The 22834-nt window shown below is 71.7% G+C and carries 20 protein-coding genes; 7 read left to right on the top strand and 13 right to left on the bottom strand.

All coding sequences use genetic code 11. The features are described 5' to 3' along the window. Window positions 1-2357 (top strand): helix-turn-helix transcriptional regulator (locus tag BHU15_RS10085; RefSeq protein ID WP_218028051.1); only part of this gene is annotated, 2357 nt, incomplete at its 5' end. A 64-nt stretch (window positions 2358-2421) separates the two neighbouring features. Here BHU15_RS10085 and BHU15_RS10080 read toward each other — a convergent pair. The 5 genes from BHU15_RS10080 to BHU15_RS10060 form a co-directional block, all read right to left on the bottom strand. Further along, window positions 2422-2988, bottom strand: coding sequence for a hypothetical protein (locus tag BHU15_RS10080; RefSeq protein WP_069626875.1), 567 nt, complete (start codon window positions 2986-2988; stop codon window positions 2422-2424). A gap of 170 nt (window positions 2989-3158) precedes the next feature. Then, complete coding sequence (locus BHU15_RS10075; protein WP_069626874.1) at window positions 3159-4133, bottom strand: threonine/serine dehydratase family protein; 975 nt, start codon at window positions 4131-4133, stop codon at window positions 3159-3161. Window positions 4134-4236: 103 nt separating this feature from the next. After that, window positions 4237-5358, bottom strand: a complete 1122-nt coding sequence (locus tag BHU15_RS10070; protein ID WP_069626873.1) for an ArsR/SmtB family transcription factor — start codon at window positions 5356-5358, stop codon at window positions 4237-4239. Then, a complete protein-coding gene (locus BHU15_RS10065) occupies window positions 5346-6659 on the bottom strand; it encodes a M20 family metallopeptidase (RefSeq protein WP_079128044.1) in 1314 nt (437 codons plus the stop codon). The genes BHU15_RS10070 and BHU15_RS10065 overlap by 13 nt, the downstream gene beginning before the upstream one ends. Window positions 6660-6812: 153 nt before the next feature. Next, on the bottom strand, window positions 6813-7448 hold the full coding sequence (locus tag BHU15_RS10060; RefSeq protein WP_069626872.1) for a TetR/AcrR family transcriptional regulator: 636 nt from the start codon (window positions 7446-7448) through the stop codon (window positions 6813-6815). Between the two features lie 128 nt (window positions 7449-7576). On the opposite strand from BHU15_RS10060, the gene BHU15_RS10055 reads away from it, so the two are divergent. Then, window positions 7577-8620 carry an aldo/keto reductase gene (locus tag BHU15_RS10055; RefSeq protein ID WP_069626871.1) on the top strand — a complete coding sequence of 348 codons (1044 nt, stop codon included), beginning with the start codon at window positions 7577-7579 and terminating at the stop codon, window positions 8618-8620. Between the two features lie 118 nt (window positions 8621-8738). Beyond that, entirely contained in the window at window positions 8739-11150 is a 2412-nt protein-coding gene (locus tag BHU15_RS10050; RefSeq protein ID WP_069626870.1) for a phosphoketolase family protein, read from the top strand. Window positions 11151-11201: 51 nt separating this feature from the next. Here BHU15_RS10050 and BHU15_RS10045 read toward each other — a convergent pair whose 3' ends face one another. Next, complete coding sequence (locus BHU15_RS10045; protein ID WP_069626869.1) at window positions 11202-11900, bottom strand: DedA family protein; 699 nt, start codon at window positions 11898-11900, stop codon at window positions 11202-11204. 250 nt (window positions 11901-12150) lie between these two features. Between BHU15_RS10045 and BHU15_RS10040 the strand changes: the two genes are divergently transcribed. Next, the gene (locus BHU15_RS10040; RefSeq protein WP_069626877.1) at window positions 12151-12711 is read left to right on the top strand and encodes a TetR/AcrR family transcriptional regulator; all 561 of its coding nucleotides are present in this window, start codon (window positions 12151-12153) and stop codon (window positions 12709-12711) included. A gap of 71 nt (window positions 12712-12782) precedes the next feature. Next, complete coding sequence (locus BHU15_RS10035) at window positions 12783-15044, top strand: MMPL family transporter (RefSeq protein ID WP_069626868.1); 2262 nt, start codon at window positions 12783-12785, stop codon at window positions 15042-15044. Here BHU15_RS10035 and BHU15_RS10030 read toward each other — a convergent pair. Beyond that, window positions 15034-15762: a class F sortase gene (locus tag BHU15_RS10030; protein ID WP_069626867.1), complete on the bottom strand. Its 729-nt coding sequence runs from the start codon at window positions 15760-15762 to the stop codon at window positions 15034-15036. The genes BHU15_RS10035 and BHU15_RS10030 overlap by 11 nt on opposite strands. Window positions 15763-15766: 4 nt before the next feature. After that, the gene (locus BHU15_RS10025) at window positions 15767-16633 is read right to left on the bottom strand and encodes a hypothetical protein (RefSeq protein WP_069626866.1); all 867 of its coding nucleotides are present in this window, start codon (window positions 16631-16633) and stop codon (window positions 15767-15769) included. A gap of 161 nt (window positions 16634-16794) precedes the next feature. On the opposite strand from BHU15_RS10025, the gene BHU15_RS10020 reads away from it, so the two are divergent. After that, window positions 16795-17787, top strand: coding sequence for a sporulation protein (locus BHU15_RS10020; RefSeq protein ID WP_069626865.1), 993 nt, complete (start codon window positions 16795-16797; stop codon window positions 17785-17787). A 48-nt stretch (window positions 17788-17835) separates the two neighbouring features. On the opposite strand, the gene BHU15_RS10015 is transcribed toward BHU15_RS10020, so the two are convergent. Next, window positions 17836-18774, bottom strand: coding sequence for a M56 family metallopeptidase (locus tag BHU15_RS10015; protein ID WP_069626864.1), 939 nt, complete (start codon window positions 18772-18774; stop codon window positions 17836-17838). Between the two features lie 3 nt (window positions 18775-18777). Next, on the bottom strand, window positions 18778-19185 hold the full coding sequence (locus BHU15_RS10010) for a BlaI/MecI/CopY family transcriptional regulator (RefSeq protein WP_037783888.1): 408 nt from the start codon (window positions 19183-19185) through the stop codon (window positions 18778-18780). A gap of 117 nt (window positions 19186-19302) precedes the next feature. Between BHU15_RS10010 and tatA the strand changes: the two genes are divergently transcribed. Next, window positions 19303-19572, top strand: a complete 270-nt coding sequence (gene tatA / locus BHU15_RS10005) for a Sec-independent protein translocase subunit TatA (protein ID WP_069626863.1) — start codon at window positions 19303-19305, stop codon at window positions 19570-19572. Between the two features lie 50 nt (window positions 19573-19622). On the opposite strand, the gene BHU15_RS10000 is transcribed toward tatA, so the two are convergent. The 3 genes from BHU15_RS10000 to BHU15_RS42115 form a co-directional block, all read right to left on the bottom strand. Further along, window positions 19623-21815, bottom strand: a complete 2193-nt coding sequence (locus BHU15_RS10000; RefSeq protein WP_069626862.1) for an MMPL family transporter — start codon at window positions 21813-21815, stop codon at window positions 19623-19625. 142 nt (window positions 21816-21957) lie between these two features. Then, the gene (gene ssuE / locus BHU15_RS09995; protein ID WP_069626861.1) at window positions 21958-22515 is read right to left on the bottom strand and encodes an NADPH-dependent FMN reductase; all 558 of its coding nucleotides are present in this window, start codon (window positions 22513-22515) and stop codon (window positions 21958-21960) included. A gap of 124 nt (window positions 22516-22639) precedes the next feature. After that, complete coding sequence (locus tag BHU15_RS42115; RefSeq protein ID WP_364957665.1) at window positions 22640-22747, bottom strand: putative leader peptide; 108 nt, start codon at window positions 22745-22747, stop codon at window positions 22640-22642. Window positions 22748-22834: the final 87 nt, after the last annotated feature.

The following is a 22834-nucleotide window of genomic DNA, read 5'->3' as shown; positions in this document are numbered from 1 at the left end:
TGGCGGGGGAGTCGCTGGGGGCGCGGCGGTGTCCGCAGGAGTTCGTGGGGCGGCTGCGACAGCGTTCCGGCGGGGTCCCGCAAGTGGTGGTGGACCTGGTGCGCATGCTGCGGGACGCCGCGGAGCGGACCGGGCGGGAGTGCTTCTCCGCCCGGGACGTGGACGAGGCCGGGGTGCCGGTGCGGCTGGCGGAGTTGGTGCTGGACAGGACCGCCGCGTTGCCGGAGGCGTACCGCCCGATCGTCTGGGCGGCGGCCGTGCTGGACGAGCCGGCGGGCGCCGAGGATCTGGCGGCGGTCGCGGGCTTCGGCGGGGACACGGGTCGTACGGCGCTGATCGAGGCGCTGGAGGGCTCGGCCCTGCGGGAGACGAGCGAGGGGCGGTACGGATTCGCGGTGCCGCTCGCGGCGTCGGCGCTGTACGCGGAGTTGCCGGGGCCGGTGCGGGAGCGGCTGCACCACCGGGCGGCGGCGATGCTCGCCGCGCGGGAGCCGGTGCCGTGGGCGCGGATCGCACGCCACTGGCGCGGCGGCGGCCGTACGGAGGACTGGCTGCGGGCGGCGGAGCATCTCGTGAACGAGGACGAGGCGGCGGTCGCGCTGCTGGAGAAGGCGGTGGACGTGGGCGGTCTGCCGCCGGACAAGCGGGGGCGGTTGGCGCTGACGCTCGCCCGTGGCGCCGTGCTCGGCCACCGCTCGGACGGCACGGCCCGAGTCCTGCGCGGGATCGTCGAGGACCCGGCGCTGCCCGCCGCCGACCGGGGCGAGATACGGCTCGAACTGGGCCTGCTCCTGCATCACCGCAAGAGGCGCTTCGAGGAGGGACGTACGGAACTGCGCCGGGCGGCCAACGAGTTGGCCGAGGCCCAGCGGCCCGCGCTGGCCGCGCGGGCGATGGCGGCGCTGGCCAACCCGTTCTTCCCCGGCGCCTCACTGGCCGAGAACGTGACCTGGCTGGAGCGCGCGGAGGCCGCGGCCGACGCGTCGGGCGACCGCGTGGCACGCACGGCGACCCGGGCCTGCCGGGCGACCGTACTGATGAATACCGGAGACCTGGAAGCCTGGAGGCTGGTGGCGCGGCTGCCCCGCGACAGCGCGGACCGTGCCAGCCGCCAGCAGGTGGCGCGGGGTCTGTGCAACACGGCGAACGGCGCGGTGTATCTGGGCCACTACCGGCGCGCCGCCGGGCTGTTGAGCGAGGGCATCGAACTGGCGGCGCGAAGCGGGGCGCCGTTCCTGGAGCGGGTCGGACGCGGCACGGCCCTGTTCCGCGACTGGCTGACCGGCCGCTGGGACGGCCTGGCCGACCGGTGTACGGGGCTGGTCGCCGAGGACGGCAGCGCGAGCGACGCCCGCGTGGTGCTGGCCCTGCTGGCGCTGGCGAAGGGCGACTGGGAGGCGGTACGGGACTGGCTCCCCCGAGGCGTCCCGCCGTCGCCGCACGCGCCCTGCGAGACCGACCGCGCCGACGAGGCCGACGACGCCGAGGCCGAGCGCGCGTACGAGAGCTGCGAGGCGCCGGTGGCGGCCACGGCGGCCGGCGCCCATATCCGGCTCCTGCTGGCCCGGCAGGACGTGGAGTCCGCCGCCGAAGCCGCCGCGTCCGCCTGGGCGTGGCTCGGCAGGAAAGGGGTCTGGGTCTGGGGCGCCGAACTGGCTCCCTGGGTGGTCGAGGCCCATACCCGCGCCGGGCAGCGGGAGTTGGCGCGGCGGGTGGTGGCCGAGTTCGCGGCCGGGCTGACCGGCCGCGACGCCCCGTCGGCGACGGCGGCCCTGCTCTGGTGCCGGGCGGTGCTGGCGGAGGCGGACGGCGAGTGGGAGGAGGCGCGGTCGCGTTTCCAGCAGGCGGGCGCGGCGTACGCGGGGCTGCCGCACCCGTACGCCCGCGCGCTCATGGCCGAGGGCGCGGGGCGTTGCGCGCTCCTGCTCGGTGAGCGTGCGGAGGGGAGCGCGGTGGCGGACGAGGCCGTCGCCGAACTCATCCGCTGCGCGGGGGAGCTGACCGACCTCGGCGCGGTCTGGGACGCCGCGCGCGTACGGGCGTCGCTGCGTGCCTACCGTCCGGCCGCGCAACGGCGCCCGCCGGGTCGGCCCGCGTACGCCCAGCGCATGTCCCCGCGCGAGGGGGAGGTGGCGGAACTGGCGGCCACCGGGCTCACGAACCGCGAGATAGCGGCGACGCTGTATCTGTCGCCGCGCACGGTGGAACAGCATGTGGCGCGGGCGATGCGGAAGCTTGGCATCGCCAGTCGGCAGGGCCTGGCGAAGGAGGTGGCACGCATACGCCCGGCCTCCGGCGAACGCGACGGCGCAGGTGATGGCGCGGATGTCGGGGACGTCGGGGACGTTGGGGCGTAGGGCACGACGAAGGGCGGGCCGACCGTCGTACGTGGTCGGCCCGCCCCGATCGAACGACGAGAGGTCAGCTGCACATCGTCGTGCGCATCACATCGGCCTGACTGGCCCAGCTGGCGCAGCCCGTGCCTGAGTGTCCGTACCAGTTGTGGCCGAACTCGTGGGCGGCGAGGAGAGCGAAGTCGCCGACCATGGTGGACAGTTCGATGCGCTGGCCCGCGCCCCAGTTGCAGCCCACGACGTTGCCCCCGCCGCAGCCCTGCACATAGCCGCCAACGCAGGAGACCGGCGTGCCGCTGGAGGCCGTCTCGGTGGCGCTGCCCCAGTAGTTGGCGCCCTGGCGTATCGCGCCTTCGCGGCCACTGCAGGAGCCGGTGATGTGGTAGCTCCACGCCGGTACGCGCACGTCACGCTTGTTGGCGCTCACCGGCGGGAGGTTCGAGATGTCACCGGTCTCGAAGCGGGGCGAGGCGGGGGTGGGGTCGGCGACGGAAGCCTGGGCGGCCTGCGTCACGGCGGCGGGACGGGCGGTGTCACTGTTCTCGACGGCGTTGGCCGAGGTGGTGGGGAGCGCGAAGAGAAGGGCGGCGGCTACGGCCGATGCCCCAGCGATTCTTCGGAGTGACGAGAGCATGACATATCTCCTTGTGGGGGGAGTGGCGCACAGTGCATGGGGGGATCGCCAGCAAAGTACGTGCGCCCGCGCCGCCCGCCTATCCGGGTCCGCCGACTTACGGATACGTAAAGAACCCCCACGGCCCCCGGCCCACGGCCTTACCGCCCCACCGGTCAGCGGAGGTTCGGTCAGCGGAGGTTGAAGCGTTCCGCCCAGGAGATGACGTCCGACGTGGTCGCGTTGCCGCCGCACAGCACCAGACCGATCCGGGCATCGCCGCCCACGCGTTCCAGTACGCGGCGGGCGGCGGGGACGACACAGCCGGCGGCCGGCTCGGCCCAGACCTTCGCGTGGTTCGCGAGGTCGAGCGTGCCCTGCACGGCCTCGGCGTCGGGGACCACGATTACGTCGCTGACCAGGGCGGACACATGGTCGTAGGTGAGCTGCGAGACCGTGGGCGCGCTGAGCGTGGAGACGATGGACGACAGCCGCACGGGCTGCGGACCGCCGGCGGCCAGCGCCTCGGACATGGCCTGCGCGCCCTCGGTCTCCACGCCCCAGATCCGTACGCCGGGCAGGCGCGCGTGCAGAGCCGCGGCCACGCCGGAGATCAGCGCGCCGCCGCCGATGCTGACGACGACGTCGGTCAGGCCGTTGCCGTCCCCGCGCGGCGCGTCGTCGGCGAATTCGAGACCGACCGTGCCCTGTCCCGCGACGACCACCGGGTCGTCGAAGGGGTGGACCAGGCTCAGCCCTTCGCTCTGGAGCTGCGACATCAGGGCGAAGGCGCCGTCCATCGTGTCGGTCAGCCGCACCGTCGCGCCGGCCGCCTCGGCGATCTCGACGGCGCGCGCGGGCGCGGACTTCGGCATGACGACGGTGGCTTTCACGCCCAGCGCGTCGGCCATGACCGCGACGGAAATGGCGTGGTTGCCACCGCTCACCGCCACCACACCCGCCGCGCGGTCGGCCTCGCTCAGCGACAGGAGCTTCGCCGTCGCGCCGCGCGCCTTGAAGGAGCCGGTGCGCTGCAACAACTCCAACTTGGCGGTGACCGGGACCCCGAGCAGCGCCGACAGTCCGGGGCTCTCGACCGTCGGCGTGCGCACGACATGTCCGGCGATCAGTCGCGCCGCCGCTTCGATGTCCGAGATGCCGATCACGACACGTACCTCCTGTTGGCGCCCGATTGCCGTCGCCTCAGAAGAGACCGTACAGATCGCCGCCTACGCGACCCGCCCGGGGTCCGCCCCGTGAAGACACGCCCTAGTACTGCAACGCCGTCGCGACGTCCCTGCCGATGCGGTCGACCGCGTCGAGGTCCAGGCCGTAGTGCACGTAGCGGCCGTTGCGTTCCGTCCGGACGAGTCCCAGGTCGCGCAGCGCGCGCAGGTGGCGTGAGACCTGCGGGCGTGTCATCGACAGCCGGTCCGCCAGGTCCGCCGTGGTCATCGACTGGCGTGCGATCAGGCGGCAGAGCCGTACGCGGCTCGGATCGGTCAGCGCGAGCATCCGGCTGCGGGCCAGGGTGACGCCGACCACCGGGGCGTCCACGGGGAAGTGCAGCACGGGCGGCAGACCGGGCTCGTTCTTCACGACCAGGTGCGGGGCGCCGTAACGGGTGGGGATGAGCAGCACGGGCGTGCGCGCCGGTGTGATCACCGCGTGGTGCACCTTGTCGAAGACGACGCGTGGTGGATCGGCGAGCCGGACGCTGGAGGGACTGAGCGCGGCGAGCGCCGCCACGGGACCGTCGTCGGCGAGCCGCTGCCGTACACGGTGCGCGGCGCGGGCCAGGAGGGGTTCGGTCTCGGCCCACAGGGCGCCGAAGAAGACGGGGCGGCAGAGGTCGAGGAAGGCGAGTACGTCGGCGCGCAGGGCCGCCGGGTCGCGCAGCAGTGCCTCGGCGAGTTCGAGGTGCGGTTCGGGGAGGCCGGAGGCGGCGTGGCGCAGGGCGGCGGACTGGGTGGGGTCGCGCAGGACGCGGTCGAAGGCGTAGCCGTGGTAGCCGCTGGCGCATGAGTACGCGGTCAGCTCGGCGAAATGGTCGAGCGGGAGACGCGACAACGGGGCCAGCGGGGAGAGAGGGGGTAACGGTTGTGTGGGGCCGGCCGGTGCGGAGCCGGGCGCCGGCCGCCCCGTCGGCCCCGCCAGCCCCGTGTAGAACCCCCGCCACCGCAGCGCCGTCCACAGCGGTGAGAATCGCCGCAGCCCGGCCCGGAAGGCGGTCGGCGCGGTGCGTGCCACCTCCCGGGCCCACGGCGCGTGTTCCGCGTGGTGGCCGTGTCCGGTCAGTACGTGCAGGCCGGCGGCCAGCTCGGCGAGGGGCGACACCGCGACCGTGAAACGGCCCGGCCCCGCCCCCTCCAGTACGACTACGACCGACATGGCCGGATTCTACGAGCGTGACGAGCGCGGCCCGGGTGACCGTGCGCCTCGATGACCTCCAGGATCTCCACGTCGTCCGCCTCTCCGTCCGCCCCTTCTCCCGCCGCTTCCTCTCCCGCGAACTCCGCCCGCGCCGCCGCCAGGAACTCCGGATCCGAGACCAGGTCCGTCACGACCCGGGCCAGCCCCGTCGCCGCGACCTGGGTGCGGTCGTGCGCGAAGTCCGTCGCCGCCGCGTCCCGCATGGCGTCGGAGTGGCTGGGCGTACCGAACTCGGCGGTCCGTACGTACGGGTGGATGACCGGCAGCAGTTGGGAGATGTTGCCGATGTCCGACGAACCGGCCGGTTCGTGCGGTGCGCCGGGGGCGATGCCCACGCCCAACGCCCGCACCGTGGCCCCGAACCGGGCGGCGAGCACGTTGTTGTCCCGGCGCTCCGCGTACAGCGCGCCCGTCTCCGTGACCGCCGCGTCCGTCCCGGTGGCCAGCGCCGCGCCCCGTGCCGCCGCGCGGACCCGCTCGACCAGTGCCTCGGTGGCGGCCGACGTGGTGTCCCGTACGTAGAAGTCCACCGCGGCCCGCGCGGGAACCACGTTCGGGGCCTGGCCGCCGTCGGAGACGATCCCGTGCAGCCGGGCGGTCGGCGGCATGAACTGCCGCATCGAATCGAGTGCGTTGAGGAAGAGCTGGGCGGCGGCCAGCGCGCTGCGCCCCTCCCACGGGGTCCTCGCGGCATGCGCGCTGACACCGGTGAAATCGGCCCGCAGATGCGCGGCGGCCAGTGCGTGCTGGGTGGTCGCCGAACGGTCCGCCGGGTGGAACATCACCGCCGCGTCCACCCCGTCGAACACCCCCGCCTCCGCGAGCAGGACTTTGCCGCCGCCGCCCATCTCCTCGCCGGGTGTGCCGATGACGGCGATCGTGCCCGCGTGGTCGGGCAGCGCGCGTACGGCGGCGATCGCCGCGGCCGTGCCGCCCGCCGCGATGAGGTTGTGACCGCAGCCGTGCCCGAGGCCGGGCAGTGCGTCGTACTCGGCGAGCACGGCGACGTACGGCCCCGGTTCGCCGCCCTCGTGCACCGCCACGAACGCGGTGTCCACCCCGCCCGCCCCCGTCTCGACCACGAAGCCCGCCTCCGCGAGCCAACTGGTCAGCGCCTGCACGGCGTGGAACTCGGCGAACTTCAGCTCAGGACGCCCGTGGATCGCGCGGCTGACCTCCTCCATGCGGGGGCGCAGCGCGGTGAGTTCGTCGCTCAGGTTCTTCAGAGTGGGTGTGGGGCCGGTGGTTGTTTCGGACATGGGGACTCCCGTCGTACGAGATCGAGTTGGCGAGTTGACGCGTCTCCGACCACGTGGCCGGACATCACGAGCTTGCGTCCGCCATCGACCGTCCGGTCTCCGATTACCGCGCCCCAGGTAACCCCGCTCCTTCCCGCCTCCCCGCTCCGTGCGCTACGTGTACACGCCCGCCTTCGCCGCTGCCGCCGCCGCCTCCGCGGCCCGTGCCCCGGCCGCCTCGTCGAGGGGCGCGTCGCTGGTCAGCAGGCGGTAGTAGAGGGGGGCGGAGACGGCGCGGATCACCTCGTACGGGTCGGTCCCCTTCGGCAACTCGCCCCGCAGCACGGCGTGTTCGACGCACGGCGCCCATTCGGCGACCCGGATCTCGTAGAAGCGGTGCAGGGACTCGGCCGTGCGGGCGTCGGTCGTGGCCGCCGCGATCACCGCCTTGAACAGGGCGCCTTGGCGCGGGTCCGCCAGCGTGCTGCGTACGAGTTCGGCGTTGGCGCGCAGATCGCCGAGCAGCGAACCGGTCTCGGTGCGCGGCAGTGACTGCTCGGCCATGTCAGTCAGCAGGTCGGCGACGAGGCCGGCCACCGTCCCCCAGCGCCGGTACACCGTCGACTTGCCGACGTCAGCGCGGCGCGCGACGTCGGCGAGGTCGAGGCGGGCGAAGCCGTGTTCGGCGAGCGCGTCCCCGGCGGTGCGGAGCACCGCCGCGCGCACGCGTGCGGTACGGCCTCCGGGGCGGACGGTCCCGGGATCGCCACAGGTGTCGTCGTTCGCGGCGTCGTTCACCTCAGGACTCATAAAGGGACTCCAGTTTCGTTAGTTGCACTTCTCTGTTACGTTGAGGCCATCCTAAAGGGACGGAAGTCCCGTTAGCTTGTTCGAGGTGTCAGTCTCGGGGCAGCGGGATCGTGTGGAGGGGATCGATCATGGAGTACAGGCAGTTGGGCGCGTCCGGGCTCAAGGTCCCGGCTCTCAGCTTCGGAGCGGGCACGTTCGGCGGCGCCGGACCGCTCTTCGGTGCCTGGGGGAACACCGACGCGCGCGAGGCGCGCCGGCTCGTGGACATCTCCCTGGACGCGGGCATCACGATGTTCGACACGGCGGACGTGTACTCGGCGGGCGCGTCCGAGGATGTCCTCGGCCAGGCGGTCAAAGGCCGCCGCGACCAGGTGCTGCTGTCGACCAAGACGAGCCTGCCGATGGGTGACGGGCCGGGCGACGCGGGCTCCTCGCGCTCGCGCCTGATCCGGGCGACGGAGGACGCGCTGCGCCGGCTCGGCACGGACCGCATCGACCTGTTCCAACTGCACGCGTTCGACGCGGGGACGCCCGTCGACGAGGTGCTGTCCACCCTCGACCAGCTCGTACGGTCCGGGAAGATCCGCTACGTCGGTGTCTCCAACTTCTCCGGCTGGCAGCTGATGAAGTCCCTGGCCACCGCCGAGCGCCACGGCTACCCGCGCTATGCGGCGCACCAGGTCTACTACTCGCTCGCCGGCCGCGACTACGAGTGGGAACTGCTGCCCCTCGGTCTCGACCAGGGCGTCGGCGCCATGGTGTGGAGCCCGCTCGGGTGGGGGCGGCTCACCGGCAAGGTGCGCCGTGGCCGGCCGCTGCCGGAGGGCAGTCGTCTGCACCGGACCGCCGACTTCGGGCCGCCCGTCGACGACGACCATCTCTTCCGCGTGGTCGACGCGCTGGACGAGATCGCGGCGGAGACCGGGAAAACCGTCCCCCAGGTGGCCATCAACTGGCTGCTGCGGCGCCCGACCGTGTCCTCCGTCATCATCGGCGCCCGCAACGAGGAGCAACTGCGCCAGAACATCGGCGCCGTGGGGTGGCAGTTGGCGCCCGAACAGGTGGCGCGGCTCGACGCGGCGAGCGCGAAGGTGGCGCCGTATCCCTACTTCCCGTACGAACGCCAGGAGGGCTTCGCCCGCCTCAATCCCTCACCGCTCGCACACGGGTGAGGGCCGAACCTCTCCCGACAGGGCCGGGCGGCCTGTCCGTCACCCCGCCCCGGCTGTGTGACGGTGGCCGGGGCAGGCGGAACCGTGGACAGACACCGATGACGTGACGGAGAAGCCCATGCGGCAGGCGAAGACCAAGGCGAAGGCGACGCGCGGTGAGACCGGCGGCGGCACCGTGCTGACCGGGGAAGAGCTGACCGCGCTCGACGCCCACTGGCGCGCGGCGAACTATCTCGCCGTCGGTCAGATCTATCTCATGGGCAACGCGCTCCTCACCGAGCCCCTGAGGCCCGAGCACATCAAGCCGCGGCTTCTCGGCCACTGGGGCACGTCCCCGGGGCTCAACCTCATCCACACCCACCTCAACCGGCTCATCAAGGAGCGGGACCAGTCGACGCTCTGTGTCTGGGGGCCCGGCCACGGCGGGCCGGCCGTGCTGGCCAACTCCTGGCTGGAGGGCTCGTACGCCGAGACGTACCCCGACGTGAGCAGGGACGCGGCCGGCATGGACCGGCTCTTCCGGCAGTTCTCCTTCCCCGGCGGGGTCCCGAGCCATGTCGCCCCCGAGACGCCCGGCTCCATCCACGAGGGCGGCGAACTCGGCTACTCCCTGGCGCACGCCTACGGAGCAGCCCTCGACAACCCCGACCTGCTCGTCGCCTGCGTGATCGGCGACGGCGAGGCCGAGACCGGACCGCTGGCCGGGTCGTGGCACGCCAACAAGTTCCTCGACCCGGTCCACGACGGCGCCGTCCTGCCGATCCTGCACCTCAACGGCTACAAGATCGCCAACCCCACCGTCCTCGCCCGGATCCCGGAAGACGAACTCGACGCCCTGCTGCGCGGATACGGCCACCAACCTCTTTATGTGACCGGCAGCGACCCGCTCCAGGTCCACCGCGCCATGGCGGCGACCTTCGACCACGCGGCGGACCGTATCGCCGAGATCCAGCGCGCCGCCCGGGACGGAGCCGCCGACGAGCGCGCGCCCTGGCCCATGATCGTGCTGCGCACGCCCAAGGGCTGGACCGGCCCCGGCGAGGTCGACGGGCAGCCCGTCGAGGGGACGTGGCGGTCGCACCAGGTCCCGCTCGCCGGAGTACGCGAGAACCCGGCCCACCTCGCCCAACTGGAGGCGTGGCTGCGCTCGTACCGCCCCGACGAACTCTTCGACCGGGACGGCCGCCCCTGCGCGCAGGTCCTCTCCGTCGTCCCGGCCGGCACCCGTCGTCTCGGCGCCACCCCGCACGCCAACGGCGGCCTCCTGGTCCGCGACCTGCCGGTGCCGCCGCTGGAGGACTTCGCCGTCCCGGTGGACAGGCCCGGCGCGGCGCTGCACGAACCCACCCGGGTGCTCGGCGGGCTGCTCGCCAGGATCATGGCCGACACCGCCGACCGCAGGGACTTCCGGGTCGTCGGCCCGGACGAGACCGCGTCCAACCGGCTGGAGGCGCTGTTCGACGCCACCGGCAAGGCGTGGCAGGCCCGGATCCTGCCCACGGACGAGCATCTGGCCCGCGACGGCCGGGTCATGGAAATCCTGTCCGAGCATCTGTGCCAGGGCTGGCTGGAGGGTTATCTCCTGACGGGGCGTCATGGACTGTTCTCCTGCTACGAGGCGTTCGTGCACATCGTGGACTCGATGGTCAACCAGCACATCAAGTGGCTGAAGACATCGAGGGCGTTGGCCTGGCGGCGCCCGGTGGCGTCCCTCAACTACCTGCTGACCTCCCATGTCTGGCGCCAGGACCACAACGGCTTCTCCCACCAGGACCCCGGCTTCGTCGACCACGTACTCAACAAGAGCCCCGAGGTCGTACGCGTCTACCTCCCGCCGGACGCCAACACCCTCCTCTCCGTGGCCGACCATGTGCTGCGCAGCCGCGACTATGTGAACGTCGTCGTCGCGGGCAAGCAGCCCACCTTCGACTGGCTCACCCTGGAGGAGGCACGCGGGCACTGCGCCCGTGGCGCGGGCCTGTGGGCGTGGGCCGGTACGGAGGACGGGACCCGGGAGCCGGACGTCGTCCTCGCGTGCGCGGGCGACGTGCCCACCCAGGAGGTCATCGCCGCCGCGAGCCTGTTGCGCGAGCACCTGCCGGAGCTGGCGGTCCGTGTCGTCAACGTCGTGGACATGACCCGGCTGATGACGCGCGAGGAGCACCCGCACGGGATGACCGAGGCCGAGTACGACGACCTGTTCACCACGGACAAGCCGGTGATCTTCGCCTACCACGGCTACCCGTGGCTCATCCACCGTCTCGCCTACCGCCGCGCCGGCCACGGCAACCTGCATGTCCGTGGCTACAAGGAGATGGGCACCACCACCACACCCTTCGACATGGTCGTCCGCAACGACCTCGACCGCTACCGCCTGGTCATGGACGTCATCGACCGGGTACCTGGCCTCGGCGTCCGCGCGGCCGACGCCCGCCAGATCATGGAGGACACCCGAACCCGCCATCACCGCTGGATCCGGGAGCACGGGGTCGACCTCCCGGAGGTCGCGGACTGGAGCTGGTCGGGCTGACGGCCTGCCGCCCGGCCTGCCGCCCGACCGACCGCCCGGCCCGGTGTGCGCTCAGGTGCGCTGCCGGGCGGCTCGGCGCGTACGGCGGCGGCGACCGCGACCACCACCGTCGTGGGAGCGGGACCGCAGGCGCACGACCGCGTACGTGACGACCGACACCACGACCAGGACGAGAACCACCTTCGAGAGCACCCCGACATACGTCTCCACCACATGCCACTGGTCGCCCAGCCCATACCCGGCCAGCACCAGGACCGAGTTCCACAGCAGGCTGCCGAGGGTGGTCAGACATATGAAGAGCGGCAGCCGCATGCGCTCGACCCCGGCCGGCACCGAGATCAGACTCCGGAATATCGGCACCATCCGGCCCAGGAACACCGCCTTGGTGCCGTGCCTGGCGAACCACTCTTCCGTACGCACCAGATCGGCGTCCTTGACCAGCGGCAGCTTCGCCCAGATCGCGTGCATCCGCTCCCGGCCGAAGACCATCCCCACCCAGTAAAGGATCACCGCTCCCACCACCGAACCGAGCGTGGTCCAGAAGAGCGCGGATGCCAGGCTGATCACTCCCTGACCAGCCGCGAAGCCGGTCAGCGGCAGGATGACCTCGCTCGGCAGCGGCGGGAAGAGATTCTCCAGCGCGATGGCGAGGCCCGCGCCCGGAGCCCCCATCGTGTCGACCAGATCGGCGGCCCAGCCCGCGACACCGCCCGCGGGTTCCTGCGGGAGGGCGAGCAGTACGACATCCATGAGCTGTCTCCAAGCCGACGGTAGGTAGGGGAGCGAGAGCCAAGCAGCGAGAGGGAGATGGGGCTCCGGCGACCGGCGCCCAGCGCCCCGCATCCACGTCACCTCTCCCCCACAACAGTAGAAACCCCAGGCCAGCCCCGGTATGCGGGTTCCCGCACGACGCACTGTGGTTTTCCGCAATCAGCACCCTGTGGTTCTCCGCAAGGGGCACCCGTCATAGCTGACCGATCGGACAGTTATGGTGGTGCCCATGGCACGCCCCGCCTCCGCCCTGCGCGGACACATCCTGGAATCGGCGCTGCACCTGTTCGCGAGCGGAGGCTACGAAGCCACGTCACTGCATGACATCGCCACCGCCGTCGGCTGTTCGAAGGCGTCGCTGCTCTACCACTTCACCAGCAAGGACGCGATCCTCACCGAGCTGCTGACCCCCGCCGGCGAAGGACTCGCCGCGCTCGACACCCAACTCGCCCCCCTCGACGGACGGGAGGCCGCGGAGGCCGCCGTCATCGGCTACGTCGACCTCGCCATGCGCTTCCGCCGCGAGATCAAGATCCTTTTCGCGGACATCCCCGGCATGACCGCCCACCCCGCGATGGGCAGCATCCCCGGCACCGTCGAACGCCTGCTGGACGCACTCGCGGGCCGGTCCACGCGGACGCGGGACGTGGTCGCGGCGCAGATGGTCCTCGGAGCCGTCTTCCTCGCGGGCGCCAGCGATGTCGACGTACCGGCACAGGAGTTGCGCGACGAGATGATCCGCGCCTCGCTGCGCACCCTGCGCCCCGACCCCGGCCCCGAGCGCGACTAGAACCCCCACTGATCACTGATCACTGATCACCGATCACCGATCACCGACCACCGAGAAGAGAAACCTTCGCCATGGCTTCCCTCCTGTACCGGCTCGGCCGGTTCTCCTTCCGCCGGCGCAAACGCGTCGTCGCCGTATGGCTGCTCCTGCTCGTCGTGCTGGGCGGCGCCGCCGCCACCCTCATGGGCCCCACCAGCGACAAGTTCACGATGCCCGGCACCGAGTCCCAGCGCGCGCTGGACTCGCTCCAGGAGCAGTTCCCGCAGGCCAGCGGCACGACCGGCACGATCGTCATAGCCGCGCCCGAGGGCGCGAAGCTCGACAAGGCGGCGGTCGCCCCCGTCGTACGCGACGCCGCAGCCGTGGACGGAGTGGTCGGCGCGGTTGACCCGTTCCAGGCCGGCGCCGTCTCCGAGGACGGCCGGTACGCCCTGGTCCAGGTGCAGTTCGAGGCCGTCGCCGACGAGGTGACCGACGCACAGCGCGCCGCGTACGAGAAGGTCGGCGCGGACGCGGACGGGCTGCGCGTCGAGCACGGCGGTGAAGTCCTCAACGCCGAGGTCGAGGTGGGCTCCACGGAGGCGATCGGCGTCCTGATCGCCGCAGGCGTCCTCGTCGTCACCTTCGGCTCCCTCGTCGCCGCCGGTATGACCCTGCTGAACGCGCTCGTCGCCGTCGCGGCCGGGATGGCCGGGCTGTTCGCCGTGAGCAGCGTCGTCGAACTCACCAGCACCGCCCCCATCCTGGCGCTCATGCTCGGGCTCGCCGTCGGTATCGACTACTCGCTCTTCATCACCTCCCGCCACCGCCAGTACCTCACCGAAGGTGTGGACGCCGAGGAGGCGGCCGGCCGCGCCGTCGGGACCGCCGGTTCGGCCGTGGTCTTCGCGGGCGCCACCGTGGTCATCGCCCTGGCGGGGCTGACCGTCGTCAACATCCCGTTCCTGAGCGTCATGGGCCTGGCCGCCGCGGGTACGGTCGCCGTCGCCGTCCTCGTCGCGCTCACCCTCCTGCCGGCGCTCCTCGGGTTCGCCGGGGACCGCGTACTGCCGCGCAAGCAGCGCGACGGGCGCGCCTCGGCCGACGACGGACACGCCTCCACCGACGACGGACGCGCGTCGGCCGGCACCCCCGTTGACCTCGGAAAGCCCCGCGAGGGCTTCGGCTTCCGCTGGGGCCGTACCGTCACCCGCTTCCGCGTCCCCGTCCTCCTCGTCGGCATCCTCGGCCTCGGCGTACTCGCCCTCCCCGCCGCCGACATGCGCCTCGCGCTCCCCGACGCGGGCACCGCGGCCGCCGGTTCGGCGACCCGTGAGGCGTACGACCTGACGAGCGAGGGATTCGGCCCCGGCTTCAACGGCCGGCTGATCGCCGTCGTCTCCGGAGACGACGCCGCGAGTACGGCTGTCGCCGCCAAGGAGGCCACCGAGCGCATCCGGGGTACGAAGGACGTACTCGCCGTCGCACCACCGCTGTTGAACAAGCAGGGCACCACCGCGCTCCTCACCGTCATCCCCAAGGCGGGCCCCACCGACGAGGCCACCGAGGCGGTCGTGCACGCCGTACGTGACCGTGTCGCCGACATCGGCGACTTCGCGGGCGCGGAGGGCGCCGATGTCGCGCTGTCCGGCACCACGGCGGTCGGCATCGACGTCTCCGAGAAGGTCTCGGACGCGATGCTGGTCTATCTGCTGCTCGTGGTCGGTCTGTCGATCCTGCTGCTGATGCTGGTCTTCCGCTCGTTCCTGGTGCCGCTGAAGGCCGCGCTCGGCTTCCTCCTCACCATCGGCGCCACCTTCGGCATCACCGTCGCGATCTTCCAACAGGGCCACCTCGCGGGCCTGTTGGGAGTCGACAGCCCCGGACCCCTGGTGAGCTTCCTGCCGATTCTGCTCATCGGGATCCTGTTCGGGCTGGCCATGGACTACGAGGTCTTCCTCGTCTCGCGTATGCGCGAGGACTTCGTCCACGGCGCCGGCGCCCAGGAGGCGACCGTCAGTGGCATGGGGCACAACGCCCGTGTCGTGACCGCCGCCGCCCTGATCATGACGGCCGTGTTCGGCGGGTTCATCTTCATGCCCGACCCGATCATCAAGTCGATCGGCTTCGCGCTGGCCGTCGGCGTACTCGTCGACGCGTTCGTCGTACGGATGGCGCTCGTCCCGGCGGTGATGTCCCTGCTGGGGCGCGCCGCCTGGTGGCTGCCGCGCGCCGTCGACCGCGCACTGCCCAACCTCGACATCGAGGGCGAGAGCCTCCAACGGAGGCTCGTACCGGAGCAGCGGGAGCGCGCGGCCGAGGAGAGTGAGAAGACGGACACCGTCAGGGTGTGACGGACGACGTGTGGCTGCCGGTGAGGGTCGCGTAGACGACCACGTTGTCCGCGTAGCGGCGGTCGGCCTCGGAGAAGTCGCCGCCGCAGGTGATGAGGCGCAGACCGGCGTGGTCGAGGTTGCGGTAGACCTCGACCGTCGGGAAGTCGTCCTTCGGGTACGTCGCTACGCGGTCGACCGTGAACTCGGCCGTCCTGCCGTCCTTCCGCGCCACCTCGACCGTGTCACCCGGATCGACCCTGGCCAGGTCGAAGAAGACCGTGGGCTCGCCGTCCCAGGTCACATGACCCGCGATGACCGACGGGCCGTTGGCGCCGGGGGTGGGTCCGGGTTCGTACCAGCCCGCCTTGTCCGGGTCCTCGGGGGTCTGCATCGCGCGGTTCTCGTCGAGCCCGAGCCGCTCCAGGGTGGAGTCCACCTTGAGGGAGGGGATCGTGACGCGTACGGGATCGGAGGCCGGGAGAGCGGCGGCCCGTTTCCTTACAGAGGGCGGCTCCGACTTCGGTCCCGAGCCCGACTTCGGTCCCGAGCCCGACTTCGGTCCCGAGCCCGACCCCGACTCCGCCACCGACGGCACGCCGCCGCCCTTGTCGACCGCCCGTGGTGGCTCGGGCTGCCGCCGGTCCATCCCAAGGACCAGCAGCAGCCCGCCCACGACGAGCAGCACCGAGATCGCTGCGAACAGTGCGGCGCGTCGGCCGTCGAACGACCCGCTCATCGGATCAGCCGAGCCGGTTCGCGCCCGAAGCCGCCGTCCGCGTACGGCGGTTCACCGCGAAGAGCCCGCCCGCGAGGAGGATCGCCGCCGAGCCTCCGGCGATCATGCCGGGCGCCTCGACACCCGCCGCGCCATCCGAACCGGCGCCTGCCGTACCGGTCTCGACACCGCCCACCGGCATGGAGCCGACGGCCGCGCCCTTGACCATGCCGCAGTCGGCCGGTGCGGTCGCCTCCTGCGGGAGCTTCGGGTCCAACTCGCTCTTGCCGGCGCCGAAGTCGTACTCGCCGTCGTCGTTGCGGTCGATGCCGTGCTGCACGATGTGCAGGTCCTTGATGTGGTCGACGACGTCCTGCGACACCTCGATGGTGCGCGAGTAGTTGAGCTTGCCGTCCTTGTCGGCGACCGGCATCCGGTCGACGGCGAGTCCGCTGTCCTTGGACGTGTCGCCCTTCGTAGTAAGGGAGATGTTGATGTCCCCGTACTGCGGCAGGCCCTCGGCGGTGCTGACGATGCCGTCGCCGTCCTTGTCCGCGCTCGCGTCGGGGCAGCGGAAGTCGTGGCCGTCGGTGGAGCCGTGGATGTGCTGCGCGTGCGGCTGGCCGGGTACCAGGCCGGTGGCCTCGATCTTCACCGTCAGTTTCGTGCCCTGGAAGCTGAGCAGTGCGGCACCGGTGGCACCGGAGTCGTTCAGCGCCTCCAGATCGATCTGGTACGCCTCACCCTCCTCGGCCGACTCGGCGCCGTGGCCGCTGTGTTCACCCTGTGAGCTGCCGGTGCCGCTCGCGAGAGCGGGCGTGGCCGCGAGGAGTGTGAGAGCGGCGGGGAGGGCGAGGAGGGCTGTGAATCGTGCTGTGCGTCCGCGTATCACTGCGATGCATCCCCTTTACGACCGACTGTGCGCTTGGCTTTGTTGTTGCGCATTCGGCGGCCTCGCTCACGCGGATTGGTCCGGGCCGCGGGGATCTGTTCTACAGTCCTGTAGAAGCACGCACGCATCAGGAATCCGGGAATGAAGGAGGGAACACCTCGATGGTGTTCAAGCGACTGCTCGGCTCGCTCGGCGTCGGTGGGCCGACGGTGGAAACGGTGCTGGAGGGCGGTGCTGTTCTGCCGGGCGGCACGTTGCGGGGTGAGGTACGGCTGGCCGGCGGAAGCTCGGCGTACGACATCGACCGCGTCACCCTCGAACTCGTCGCCCGTGTCGAGGCGGAGCACGAGGAGGGGGAGAGCGAGGGATACGTCGGCTTCTCCCGGTACGAGGTCGGTGGCGGATTCCGGCTGGGCGAGGAGGACTCGTACCGCGTGCCGTTCGAGGTGACGCTGCCGTGGGAGACGCCCGTCAACCAGCTGCACGGGGAGCCGCTCGGCATCCATCTCGGCGTACGTACGGAGGTGGACGTCGCCGGGGCCAAGGACAAGGGTGACTTCGACCCGTTCGCCGTACGGCCGTTGCCGGTGCAGGAGGCCGTACTTGAGGCGTTCGGGCAGCTCGGCTTCGGCTTCCGGTCGGCCGACCTGGAGCTGGGGCACATCAACGGGAGCGGCCAACAGCTGCCGTTCTACCAGGAGATCGAGCTCATCCCGGCGCCGGCATACGCGGACCGGCTGAACGAGATCGAGGTGACGTTCCTGGCGCACCCCGGCGGGACGGAGATCGTCCTGGAGGCGGACGGGCGCGGGGGCTCGGGCGTGGACGACGCCCTGAACCGGCACAGCGTCGGGCACGACGAGGTGGCGCACACCGACTGGAACACGGTGGTGGCGGGCTGGGTCGACCAACTCGCCGGCAGGTACTCGGGTTACGGGCACGGACACGACCACGGTCACGGTCACGGTCATGACCACGGTCACGGACACAGCTCCGGCTCCGGCTCCGGCTCCGGTATGAGCACCGGTGCGATGGTCGCCGCCGGCGCGGCCGGTCTCGCCGTGGGTGTCGTGGGCGGCATGGTGGCCGCCGAAGTCGTCGACGAGGTGGGCGACTTCTTCGAAGGCGACGAGGAGGAGGAAGAGGAAGGGTAAGAAGAGGGGGCTGGTCTTCGCCCGGCGCGGTTCTCCGGCGCGGGCGCCCTACAGCGGGGTCGCCGCCCTCAGTACGAAGAAGAGCGTCACGGTCGCGTTCGCCGAGGAGAGCGCCGAGCCGACCGTCCCCGCCGCCGCCGTCCAGACGGCAAGCCCCGCCGTGGTGAAGACCGAGGGCCAGGTCGTCGCGGCGGGCGCCGGGGCGAGCAGCGCGGCGACCCGGCGGGGTACGGGCCCCGCGCCGTCGATGCCGGCCAGCGTCGGCGTCGGGGCCCCGCGCGACACCAGCGCGGCCTTGCCGATGGCGCGGGCCACCAACTCGCGGCTGCCGGTGGCGCGGGCAGCTTCCTCGTCGGCCCAGCGTTCGGTGGTGTACGCGACGGCTGCCCGCAAGGGCCGGAGTAATGGGTTGGCCCGCGCCGCCAGCCGTACGGCGAGCAGCGAGCGATGATGACCGCCCGCCAGATGGGCCCGCTCGTGCGCGAACAGTGCCGTCTGCTCACCGGCGTTGAGGCAGTCCAGCAGCGTGCTGGAGACGACCACCCGCCCCCGTCGCCGTCCGCCCCCGGGCAGCGCGTACGCGTACGGCGTCCGGTCCGGCAGCACCGTGAGGTGCCGCTCCGGCAGCCCCTCCAGCGCTCGCCAGGCGCCTCTGCGTACGCGCCGGTGCCGGTGCCCCGTGGCGGCGCAGCCGACCGCCACCGCGACGAGCGCGGCGATCGCCGCCTTGCCGGCCACCTCGTCGTACGGGACGGCGTCCCGCACCTCGTCGTCCGACCAGCCGTCGGGCAGGGGATTGCCGGGCAGTTGGGCCGTCCCGACGACCACCAGCAGCGCCAGGCACAGCGTGCTGCACACCGCCAGCACCACGGCGAGCGCGGTCAGGAGGTGGGTGGCCAGACGGGGATGGAGATGCTGCTCGGCCAGTCGCGCGACCGGCAGCGCCGTGAGCGGCAGCAGCAGCGGCAGAAAGACGAAGATGCCCACGGGTCAGTCCTCAGCCTCGTGATCGGTGGCGTGCGGCAGGTCGTGGAGCAGATCGCGCAGCAGACGCTCGTCGTCGTACGACAGGGTGGTGACGAACCGCGCGAGTACGGCCTCCCGGTCCGACTCCGCGTCCAGCACCCGGCGCATCCGCAGCGCGGCGAGCCCGGCGCCGTCGGAGGCCGCGCGCCACTCGAAGGAACGGCCCGAACGCTCCCTGGTCACGGCGTTCTTGGCCTGGAGGCGGGTCAGGATCGTCATCACGGTGGTGTACGCGAGGGTCCCGCCGAGCCGTTCGCGTACCCAGCCGGCGTTCACCGGCCCCGGCGCCTCCCGGAGGGCGGCGAGTACTTGCGACTCCAGTTCGCCCTGCCCCCGGCGCCGATGTTCGTCAGGACCCTCGCGCTCGCTCACACCGTCTCCCGTCAACTTCTACACTGCTGTAGATTCTGACGCAGATCGCGGACCCGTACCAGTGCGGGTCCGTTCCGGTGTCGGCATCCGCCGCGCCTTCGTGGCCTGGAGGTTCCGTTGTTCGGTATTGGTGAGCTGGCGATCATACTGATCGTCGTCATTCTGCTGCTCGGCGCCAAGAGGCTGCCGGACCTGGCCCGTTCGGCGGGGAAGTCGGCCCGCATCCTCAAGAGCGAGGCCCGCGCGATGAAGGCGGACTCGGCGTCGGCGTCGGGGCCGGACGCGGTCCCCGGCGCGCAGTACTCCGTCCGTCCCGGCGAACCGATGCGCGACGCCGGACCGACGACTCCCCGCGACCCTGAGGGCCGCCCCCCGACTGCCCCCTAGGGCGTGTCCGCNNGCCCTACGGGCGGACGACGCTAGTTTGCGGACACGCCCTAGCGAGAGTCGCTCGCCCGAGCCGCGTCGATCGACAGGTTGGGCACGATCCGGTCCAGCCGGCGGGGCATCGCCCAGTTGGCCGGACCGATCAGATGCATCAGTGCCGGGACGATCAGTCCCCGGATGATCAGGGCGTCGACCAGCACGGCGAAGGCCAGGCCGAAGCCGAACTCCTGGAGCACGTGGTCGTCGCCGATCAGGAACGAGCCGAACACCAGGATCATGATCCCGGCCGCCGCCGCCACGACCCGACCCGTCTTCGCCTGACCGTGCGTCACGGCGAAGTGGTTCGCCCGGACTTCGTCCGCGTGTGAGGCGGCCGGGCGGCGGTGGTGCCACTCCTCCTGGATCCGGCTGACCAGGTAGACCTCGTAGTCCATCGAGAGCCCGAAGAGCACCGAGAACAGCAGCACCGGGATGAACGCGTCGACCGGCCCGGCGACCGGCACGTTGAGCAGCGACAGACCCCAGCCCCAGGTGAACACGGCGTTGAGCGCGCCGAGCGCGGCGCCGACGGAGAGCAGGTTCATCACGGCCGCCACCAGCGGGATCAGCAGGCTGCGGAAGACGGCCACCAGCAGCAGGAACGCCAGCACCACGACGATGGCGATGAACACGGGCAGTTTCTCGCTCAGTACGTGCGAGAAGTCGATGTTGGTCGGTGTCACCCCGCCCACATGGACCGCGGGATGGCCGGGGCCCTCGGCCTCGGGTGCCAGGTCGCGGACGGTGTTGACCAGGGTGACGGTCTGCTGCGCCCCCGGGCCGGTGCTCGGGTAGAGGATCGCGAGGGCGACCTTGCCGTTCGGCGAGGTCGTCGCCGGCGTCACCGACACCACCCCCGGCGTTTTGGCGGCGGCGGCCAGGAAGGTGTCGAACGCCTGGATGTCGGATGCCGACTTCACCTCCGTCACGAGCTGGAACGGACCGTTGTAGCCGGGCCCGAACCCCTTGGACAGGGTGGTGTACGCCTGGTGGGTGGTGGAGCCGACCGGGTCGTTCGCGGCGCCGGACGAACCGAGGCGCATCCAGAACAGCGGCAGCGCGATCACGACGACGACGGCCAGCGCGCCCGCGGCCACCAGCGCCCGGTGCCGTTCCACGAACCTCGCCCAGCGCAGCCAGAATCCGGCCGCGTCGTCCGAGACGGGCCCTTTCTCCGTCTGCGCGCGTCGCTCGCGCCGCGACAGGGTCTTCGGGCCGAGGAAGCCGAGCATGGCGGGCAGGAACGTCAGCGAACTGGCCATCGTCAGCGCGACGGTGAGGGCGGACGCCGCCGACAGGCCGTACAGGTAGTCGATTCCGAGCGCGAACTGCCCGAGCAGCGCGATGCACACCGTGATCCCGGCGAACAGCACCGTCCGGCCGGAGGTGTTGACCGCCTGCGCGGTCGCCTCCTCGTACGACAGACCGGTCTTCACGGCGCTGCGATGGCGGCTGATGATGAACAGGCCGTAGTCGATGCCGACGCCGAGCCCGATCAGTACGGCGAGGTCGCTGGACACGCTCGGGGTGTCCATCACGTGCGACAGCAGACTGATCAGGGACGTACCGATGAACAGCGCGATGCCGGCGGTCAGCAGCGGCATCAGCGACGCGAACAGGGCGCCGCCGAAGACGATCAGCAGGATGACGAGCGCGGCGATCGCGCCGACCGCCACGGACAGGCCGGGGCCGGCGCTCTCCTCGTTGGTGATGGACTGACCGCCGAGCGAGATACGGACGTGGGGACCGTCGGCGGTCTTGGCGGTGTCGATCAGCTTCCTGGCGTCCGACTTCGTGACGTCGGCGGCTTTCATCTTCCAGTTGACGGCGGCGAACGCGATGGTGCCGTCCTTGCTGATCTGCGCGGCGCCCTGCTGGCTGTAGGGGCTGACGACCGACGCGATACCGGGGATGGCGGCGACCTTGGTGAGCGCCGCGTCGACGGGGCTCCGCACCGAGTCCGAGCGGATGTCGGCCCCGCCGGTGGCCTCGATGACGATCTGGTCGCCTTCGCCCGACGCGGTGGGGAAGTTGTCGGTGAGGAGGGTGATGGCGGCCTGGGCGTCGGTGCCGGGCAGGCTCGCGCTCTCGTTGTACTTGCTGCCGATCGACCGGCTGAACGCGACGGTGACGACCAGGACCAGGAGCCAGAGGGCCACCACTCTGCGGCGGTGCAGGAAACACCAGTGAGCCAGACGAGACACGATGCTTCTCCGCCGGGATGTCGAGTGGCCGGACAGGACGGTGCAGATCTACTCGACGGACAAGCGGTTGTGGAGAAACGTCACTCCTACGAGGGCGGGTCACGGGTCATTCGCCGCGAGGGGATGTGGGCGGCGGGGTGGCTCAACTCGCGGCGCGGAGCTGTACGCCGCTCCCGCCGAGCGCCGCCGAGAACTGTGCCAGCACCTGGTCGAGCGATCCGGCCGTGCTCTCCTCGATCTCCGTCGACCCGTCCTGCGCCTCTCCTATGTGCCGGTCCAGGACGAACCACCCCGGCACGACATGCGTCGCCCCCATCGCCGACAGCACCGGGCGCAGCGCGTAGTCGATGGCCAGGACGTGCGCGACGGAGCCGCCGGTGGCGAGCGGCAGTACGACCTTGTCGGCGAGGGCGTACTGCGGCAGCAGGTCGAGCAGCGACTTCAGCAGCCCGGAGTAGGCGGCCTTGTAGACGGGGGTGCCGACGACCACGCCGTCGGCCTGGGCGAACAGTTCGGTGGCGTACTTGATGTCGGGATGGCCGAAGTCGGCGCCCAGCAGGGCCTCGGCGGAGAGCGTACGGACGTCGAGGGGGACGACCTGGTGGCCCTGCGCGATCAGCGCCGCGTCGAGGTGACGCAGAAGCCGGGCGGTACGTGACGTCGGGGACGGGCTCCCAGAGACGGACAGAACGGTGGCCATGACAGCTCGCTTCCGTGTTCGGGCGGGGGTGAGGAGAGCGGGGGCGGCCGTGGAGGTGTCAACGCAGGTCAGGCACGCCGCGCCATGAAGCGTTACGGGGCGTGCCGGGCAGGGGAGTTGTTCCTCAGGCCGCGCGACAACAGAAGGCGCTGGAGACACGGGCGAGGTCGATATGACGTCGCCGCGTCAGAATCCGCTGCGCCGGGACCGGCGCCGACAGGGAATGGCCCACGCCATCGAGAGTACGCACACCTGCTCGTACGGTCGAGACGGCCTGGGTCCCGGCACGGACTAGGGCGTGTCCGGGCCCGGTTGCCAG

Source organism: Streptomyces niveus (assembly GCF_001723055.1).
Taxonomy (GTDB): domain Bacteria; phylum Actinomycetota; class Actinomycetes; order Streptomycetales; family Streptomycetaceae; genus Streptomyces; species Streptomyces niveus.
The sequence above is the reverse complement of the archived record's forward strand: the minus strand, read 5'-3'. Positions and strand labels throughout refer to the sequence as shown.